5 protein-coding genes and 2 pseudogenes are annotated in these 6634 nt (G+C 44.6%); 3 read left to right on the top strand and 4 right to left on the bottom strand.

All coding sequences use genetic code 11. The features are described from left to right. The 4 genes and pseudogenes from BLP80_RS14055 to BLP80_RS14045 all read right to left on the bottom strand — a co-directional run. Positions 1-96, bottom strand: a pseudogene (locus tag BLP80_RS14055) (transposase); the annotation flags it as partial. Continuing rightward, positions 77-302, bottom strand: a pseudogene (locus tag BLP80_RS15365) (transposase); the annotation flags it as partial. The pseudogenes BLP80_RS15365 and BLP80_RS14055, both read right to left, overlap by 20 nt. A gap of 68 nt (positions 303-370) precedes the next feature. Further along, positions 371-1591 (bottom strand): murein transglycosylase A, encoded by a 1221-nt coding sequence (locus tag BLP80_RS14050; protein WP_090544274.1) that lies wholly within the window; start codon positions 1589-1591, stop codon positions 371-373. Between the two features lie 240 nt (positions 1592-1831). Beyond that, entirely contained in the window at positions 1832-2578 is a 747-nt protein-coding gene (locus BLP80_RS14045; protein WP_090544271.1) for a Nif3-like dinuclear metal center hexameric protein, read from the bottom strand. 58 nt (positions 2579-2636) lie between these two features. On the opposite strand from BLP80_RS14045, the gene BLP80_RS14040 reads away from it, so the two are divergent. The 3 genes from BLP80_RS14040 to BLP80_RS14030 all read left to right on the top strand — a co-directional run bounded on the left by BLP80_RS14040 (position 2637) and on the right by BLP80_RS14030 (position 5975). Then, positions 2637-3770, top strand: a complete 1134-nt coding sequence (locus tag BLP80_RS14040; RefSeq protein WP_090544269.1) for a Do family serine endopeptidase — start codon at positions 2637-2639, stop codon at positions 3768-3770. A gap of 108 nt (positions 3771-3878) precedes the next feature. After that, positions 3879-5531, top strand: coding sequence for an MFS transporter (locus tag BLP80_RS14035; RefSeq protein WP_090544267.1), 1653 nt, complete (start codon positions 3879-3881; stop codon positions 5529-5531). 129 nt (positions 5532-5660) lie between these two features. Further along, positions 5661-5975: a ComEA family DNA-binding protein gene (locus BLP80_RS14030; RefSeq protein WP_090544265.1), complete on the top strand. Its 315-nt coding sequence runs from the start codon at positions 5661-5663 to the stop codon at positions 5973-5975. Positions 5976-6634: the final 659 nt, after the last annotated feature.

The following is a 6634-nucleotide window of genomic DNA, read 5'->3' as shown; positions in this document are numbered from 1 at the left end:
GCGGATGACCGCTCGCGTTCCATGAATCAACAGGGTACGCAGATAAGCATCTCCGCGCTTGCTGATACCCAGTAATGTCTGCTTGCCCCCGCTGGCAATACACCTGCTGGTAGAGTGCGCGGGGGAGTGGGGCTGCGCAGCGACGTGACCACGTAACGCTGATTATCTTTGGCTGGCCGCCCGGTGTTCCCCGCCAGCACCTCGGCCTTGAGCGCCACGCGATGCGCTTGCGGCCAGGACTTGGCAGCATAGTCGAATTCACCGAACAGGCGCACTGATGATACGACCGGCCCCATCCCTTGAGCAGCCATCGACTGATGCAGCTATGGCTGAAAGGAAAATGAGCACTCTGCTACTTGTGTGCGAATGCTTATTTTCTTGCCTGAAGATGTGAGGAATAGTTTTTGGGGAGCAATACCCACATTTTCCCTTTCTGTTTCATTTTCCCAGCATGGCTTGCTGCTTCCGGGCCGAATCCCCAGAAGAAATCAGCGCGTACTCCTCCTTTTATAGCACTACCTGTGTCCTGTGCTACCATCAGTCGATTGAGCGGTTTGTTGGAATTAGGCCAGGTTGTGGAGAGAAAAACAGGCGCGCCTTGCGGCATAGCATGGGGATCAATAGCAAGGCTTCTGCCCGCAGTAAGCGATACGCCAAGCGCCCCGAGTGGACCAGACAGATTATTGGGAAATTCTCGGAAAAAAATGTAACGTGAGTTCTGATGAAGCAATTCAGTTAATTTATCTGGGTTCTGTTGTCCCCACTGCTTAATTCCTTGCATGGAAGCTTTTTCTATGGGTAGTTCACCGTGCTGAACCAGGAGTTTTCCGATAGATTGGTAGGGATGGCCATTTTGGTCTGCATAACCTACTCTGAGAATTTCCCCATTCTCCAGAGCAATACGACCGGATCCCTGAATCTGGAGAAAAAATAATTCAACTTGGTCATTTACCCACAAAAGTTCACGTCCTTTCAGCGATACTGGTGCTTTTTCAATTTCTGCGCGGCTGTAGTATGGCACAACCTTGCGCCCTTCTAATCGACCACGTAATTGCAGATTCTTAAGTTCTGGGTAAACATCACCCAAATCGATGACAAGAAGTTCATCGGGTGGTGCATAAAGTGGATAGCGATACTGCTGTGATGGTGTGCGACTGCCTTTAAGGAGTGGTTCATAGTAGCCGGTGATCAATCCTTCATCACTGCCATCCAGATTCAATACCTGATGCGGGATAAAATGCTGTTTAAAGAAGTGTCTGATGGCGCCATTACTGGGTTGCTTGATTGTGCTGGCTTTTTTACAGATTTCTCGCCACAATAGCTGCTTATTTAAAGCATTGCAGCTCTGCAAAAAAGCAGTCCACGCTGGCAAAAGCGTGTCTTGTTCCCATTCTTTTAATTGAGACCAATCAGAGGCTTTTAGCTGGCTAGAGCTGGGAGACGCTGGAGATGCTTGGGACGCATTAGCAGGCAAGCTTATTGATGCCGATGGCTTATTAGGAATAGGAGCCGGTGAGAGGGTTTCGGTCTTACAGGCTGCCAGCAGCCATAGTGATAATGCAAGAATGGGCAAAGTCGATTGGTTTTTCATCGAATTTTAGTTAGAGTTACATCTTTTAGATAAATTCTGACGATATAACAAGCTGAGAGATATGTGGATTTTAGCAATTGAAGCGGCGGTGGTATTGGGGTTGTTAATTTTTATCATTTGGTGGACGATACCGAAGAAAAAAGACAAGGACAAGAAAGAAGATTGATTGGCCATAGATAAATGTTCACTAATTCTCTGCGTTTAAATTCTTTTAATCGCTATGATCTGTGAATATATTGATCATACTGGGTTATTTAGATCAATGAATCGATGTTTGATGCCAAATTGCTGGGCAATATGTTCTCCAAGTGCTTGCACACCAAAACGTTCGGTTGCGTGATGTCCAGCGGAAATAAATGCGACCCCGGATTCTCGTGCTGCATGAACATTTTGTTCAGAGATTTCGCCGGTAATGAATACATCGACACCCAACCGGATGGCTTCTTCGAAATAGCTTTGAGCAGCACCCGAGCACCAGGCGACGCGGTGGATTGGTTTGGTCGGATCGCCAATGATCAGCGGCTTGCGCGCCAATGTGGAAGATATTTTTTCACCTAGCTCTTCAAGGGATATATCGTGCATAGGTTGGCCATGTAATGCAATGTTTTGTTCTCCAAAGTGACCGATTGTCAGAAAATGTAGCTTTTCCCCTAATTGAGCGTTGTTACCTAGTTCAGAGTGTGCATCCAGTGGCAGGTGATAGGCAAGAAGGCTGATTTCATGTTTCATCAATAAGGCTACACGTCGATGCCGTATACCCCGGAGAGTTCTGTCTTCGCCACGCCAAAAATAGCCATGGTGAACCAGAACTGCATCAGCATGCATGGCTACGGCCGCTTGAAGAAGATCTAATGATGCCGTAACACCACTAACTATAGTATGAATTTGATCACGCCCTTCCACTTGCACCCCATTTGGGCAATAATCATGAAAACACGAAATATTCAGTAATTGATTCAGATAATTCTCAAGCTCATCTTGTTGCATTTTTTTTCCTGATCACTATATATCTACCTATATTGTAACCTCTGATTAATATGCTGATATGAATAAACTTTGGTTAATTTTTGCGCAATCTGTCACGGTATTGCTGGCCATTTTCTTTGTTGTTTCCACGCTTCGGCCTGAGTTATTACCATGGACGCCGCGTGGCAAGTTGGCGACGATCAAAGAGTCTGTACTAGCTGAAGCGACACCCAGACCCGGTAGCTTTAATACTGCCGCCGAAATTGCCATGCCTTCAGTTGTCAATGTTTTTACCACCAAAGAAAGTAGGATGCCCTCACATCCGTTGCTAGATGATCCGATGTTTCAGCGTTTCTTCGGGGAACGTTTTGAGTCCAGACCAAGGCGTACTTCCAGTCTTGGGTCTGGCGTCATAGTCAGTCCAGAAGGCTATATCCTGACCAATCATCATGTAGTGGAGGCAGCGAGTGAAATCCAGGTCGCGCTGGTTGACGGTAGAAGCGCTAAGGCACGCGTCATTGGTTCTGACCCGGAAAGTGATCTGGCCGTACTAAAGATCGATCTGGACGATTTGCCTAGTATTACCTTTGGTCAATCTGAGCAAGCAAAGGTTGGTGACATTGTGCTCGCTATCGGTAATCCTTTTGGAGTAGGGCAGACCGTTACCATGGGAATCATTGGTGCATTAGGGCGGTCTCAAGTAGGGATTAATACTTTTGAGAATTTTATTCAAACCGACGCAGCTATTAACCCAGGTAATTCAGGGGGGGCGCTGACTGATACGGCTGGTAATTTGATCGGAATCAATACTGCGATTTATTCTCGTACAGGTGGGTCGCTTGGAATAGGCTTTGCCATTCCTGCAAATGCAGCTAAACAGATTTTGGGGCAAATTGTTGAGATTGGGAGTGTGACGCGCGGTTGGCTAGGTGTGAGTATGCAGGATATAACACCTGAGCTTGCAGAATCATTCAAACTAAAAAAGCCTGGAGGGGCACTCATTGCAGGTGTACTGAGAGACGGTCCTGCTGATGAAGCAGGAATAAAACCTGGAGATATCTTGCTTGCCGTGGATGGGAAAACAGTCACAGATTCTTCCGAAATGCTCAATCTGGTTGCTGCATTACCGCCTGGTAAAACAGTTACCTTAACGATATTGCGTAATAATTCGGAAAGATTGGTTAAAATTAAAGTGGGTAAACGCCCTACTTGAGTGAGATAACAAACTTAGATGGCAGCCTACACAAGGTGCTTAAGTGTAAGTCTTAATAGATGGGTCAATACTTCCTGGAAATATGCCAAGATAGACAGGGTAATCTAAATGAATATTATATCACCAAATCCAGGAATATTGACTGCCTTATATCGTTGGTTTGATATTCATATATTTGCACTGGGCCGCGAAATGCGGCTTTCCTATTTACCTCCATTAATGGTTTACCTTGCAGCCGGTATTTCCAGCCTGACTGGAATTGTTGGCACATTTTACGTTAAAGAGCGACTAGGGCTTTCTGCTGAGTTTCTGGCAGCGCTGGGATTCTGGATGGCATTACCATGGGCACTAAAAATGCCACTCGGCCATCTGGTCGATTTGATATGGCGCTGGAAGAGTCTACTGGTCTATCTAGGGGCGAGTTTGATTATGATGAGTTTATTAATCATGATCGGTTTGCTTGGATATACCAATGCTATGCAAAGCGTTGCTTCAGTGGAGAGCTGGTATGTGGCAGCAGCTTTACTTGCACCGATAGGTTACGTATTGCAAGACGTGGTGGCTGATGCGATGACAGTGGAGGCTGTTCCACGTGTAGAGGGGAATGGACAACCATTTTCTCCAGAAAAACGCAAACAAATGCACGTCACGATGCAAACCCTTGGCCGGGTAGCTATTATTGGCGGTAGTGTCCTGGTTTCAGTAGCTAACGTTATTTTGATGCGTGATGTAGGTTCCATGTCGGAGGAAGATAAAACCGCTGCCTATTTATTGGTCTATCAACTCGCCTTGGTGATTCCATTTATCTCGGTTTGGGGGGTGTTTTTTGCTAGCTGGCTGCGACGACGAAATATAGCGCGTTTTATTGCACAGGGACTCAGCCGTAAAGAATCGGAGGCATTGTTGACTGTTCATGCCGAAGCGCCCCCGGTTAATTGGTGGATACTAGGTGGTGGAGCAGCGTTTACAATCGTATCATTGAGTATCGGGCTGGGTAGTTTTTCTGCTGCTGAGGAAATCGTTTTTTGTTTATCGATGATCATCGTGCTTTTTCTGATCTGGCACCTTTCCAGTGAACTTGATGCAGAAGCGCGTAATGTTCTAGTAGGTACGGCTATCCTGATATTTATATTCCGCGCTATACCTACTCCAGGAGCTGGTTCTACCTGGTGGATGATCGATCAACTGGGATTCGATCAGCAATTTCTTGCCACCTTATCATTGATAGGCGCTGCCCTGACGTTGGTGGGAATGTTTATTTTTCGCCGTTTTATGGCAGAACGCTCAATGGCGTATATTATTGGTGTGCTGACCATTGCAGGGACATTATTATCGTTTCCAATCATTGGTATGTATTTTGGTTTGCACGAGTGGACAGCTGCACAAACAGGAGGTATCGTGGATGCACGTTTCATTGCCATAATAGATACGGCACTGGAATCACCTCTGGGCCAAATCGCCATGATTCCTATGTTGGCATGGATTGCTAACTCAGCACCAGAGAAGCTTAAAGCAACCTTCTTTGCGGTCATGGCATCGTTTACCAATCTTGCGTTATCAGCTTCTCAACTAAGCACCAAATATATGAATCAGATTTTTATCGTTACCCGTGAAGTGAGTGATCCGGCTACTGGTGGAATATCTGTTCCGGCTGATTATAGTGAACTGGGTATGCTTCTGATAGCCGTGACCACTATTGGTTTTATCCTGCCTTTATTGACTATTGTCATCATTAAACAAACACGTTTTCGTTGCGCTTGAGCGACTGCTCACTTTGGTTTATCTAAAATTCATTCAATAAGATTGGGAAAAGTGCCGATATATTTATTGCTTTATAAGCAATAAAAGTTTGTCGTAAGCAAAAATTTTTCTTACTAGAGGAGTGTGATTATGATAAAGCTAATACAGCTGATAATTATCTTTTTTGTGTTGAATAGTGCTGTTTATGCAAGTGTTAATATTAATACTGCTTCACAATCTGAGCTTGAAGTGCTGAAAGGAATTGGGCCAGCCAAGGCAAAAGCCATTGTTGAATATCGGAGCCAGAACGGTATGTTTAGCTCGATTGATGATTTGGAAAAAGTGAGTGGTATCGGGCCGGGTACTATCAAGCAGATCCGCGATGATCTGAGGGTAAATGATTCATCAGTAGCAAATGTGGAAGAAAAGAGTGCAGTCAAGCAGAAAGAAGAATCAAATCCATAAGCTAGTAAATTAGCAATACCCTCAGAAATGTAATTTCTGAGGGTATTTTTTTGCCTGTTTGATTCTTTTGAGCATTTATCCCAGGTTCTCCATTAGAACCAATTAAGGATTGAACCTATTTTCCTTAGTTGAAGTCTCTTAACCGTTCAAGAATCCTGTAGATTAAGGTGTTTCAGGGGATTCTTAGTATCACCAGTTGGGTGAGATTTTAATGAAACAATCAAAATCAGCTGAAAGTGTTGCCACACCTTGCTCTCAGCTTGTATATGGCAGCTGAGAAGCGGTTAATATATTTAGCCATAAATCGTTTACAGTATTAGGTTTCAGCTGTTCTCACCATAAATCTCAATTGAGGAATTTAGGTTGAATATTGGGTTAAATTTAACGGGGAGATGAAATGTTTTGGATTTATTCCAAAGGTCATCAATCCATTCACGTTGTCGCATGGCTGCGGCTATCCCATCTTTAACCTCATCCTGCTAAATTCTCTCCCTTTTTCCGTTTCGTATATTTCTAACTAACTGATATACAAAGATTTGTATTTTGTGGCGCGCTCAAATACGCAATATAGTGCCATAATATTATGGAGATATCTTGTTTTATCCTCCGCTTTGTAGTAACGTCGCGCCTATGTTTATCCGACGAACTCAAACCCGCAG

Origin of the sequence: Nitrosomonas sp. Nm132, assembly GCF_900100485.1 — a bacterium.
GTDB lineage: Bacteria > Pseudomonadota > Gammaproteobacteria > Burkholderiales > Nitrosomonadaceae > Nitrosomonas.
Note: the sequence above shows the minus strand (reverse complement) of the source record. Positions and strands in the feature narration are given on the sequence as shown.

Coding starts and splice junctions, on each gene's coding strand:
- BLP80_RS14040 (WP_090544269.1), top strand. CDS start 2,637: ATGAATAAACTTTGGTTAATTTTTGCGCAATCTGTCACGGTATTGCTG.
- BLP80_RS14050 (WP_090544274.1), bottom strand. CDS start 1,591: ATGAAAAACCAATCGACTTTGCCCATTCTTGCATTATCACTATGGCTG.
- BLP80_RS14030 (WP_090544265.1), top strand. CDS start 5,661: ATGATAAAGCTAATACAGCTGATAATTATCTTTTTTGTGTTGAATAGT.
- BLP80_RS14035 (WP_090544267.1), top strand. CDS start 3,879: ATGAATATTATATCACCAAATCCAGGAATATTGACTGCCTTATATCGT.
- BLP80_RS14045 (WP_090544271.1), bottom strand. CDS start 2,578: ATGCAACAAGATGAGCTTGAGAATTATCTGAATCAATTACTGAATATT.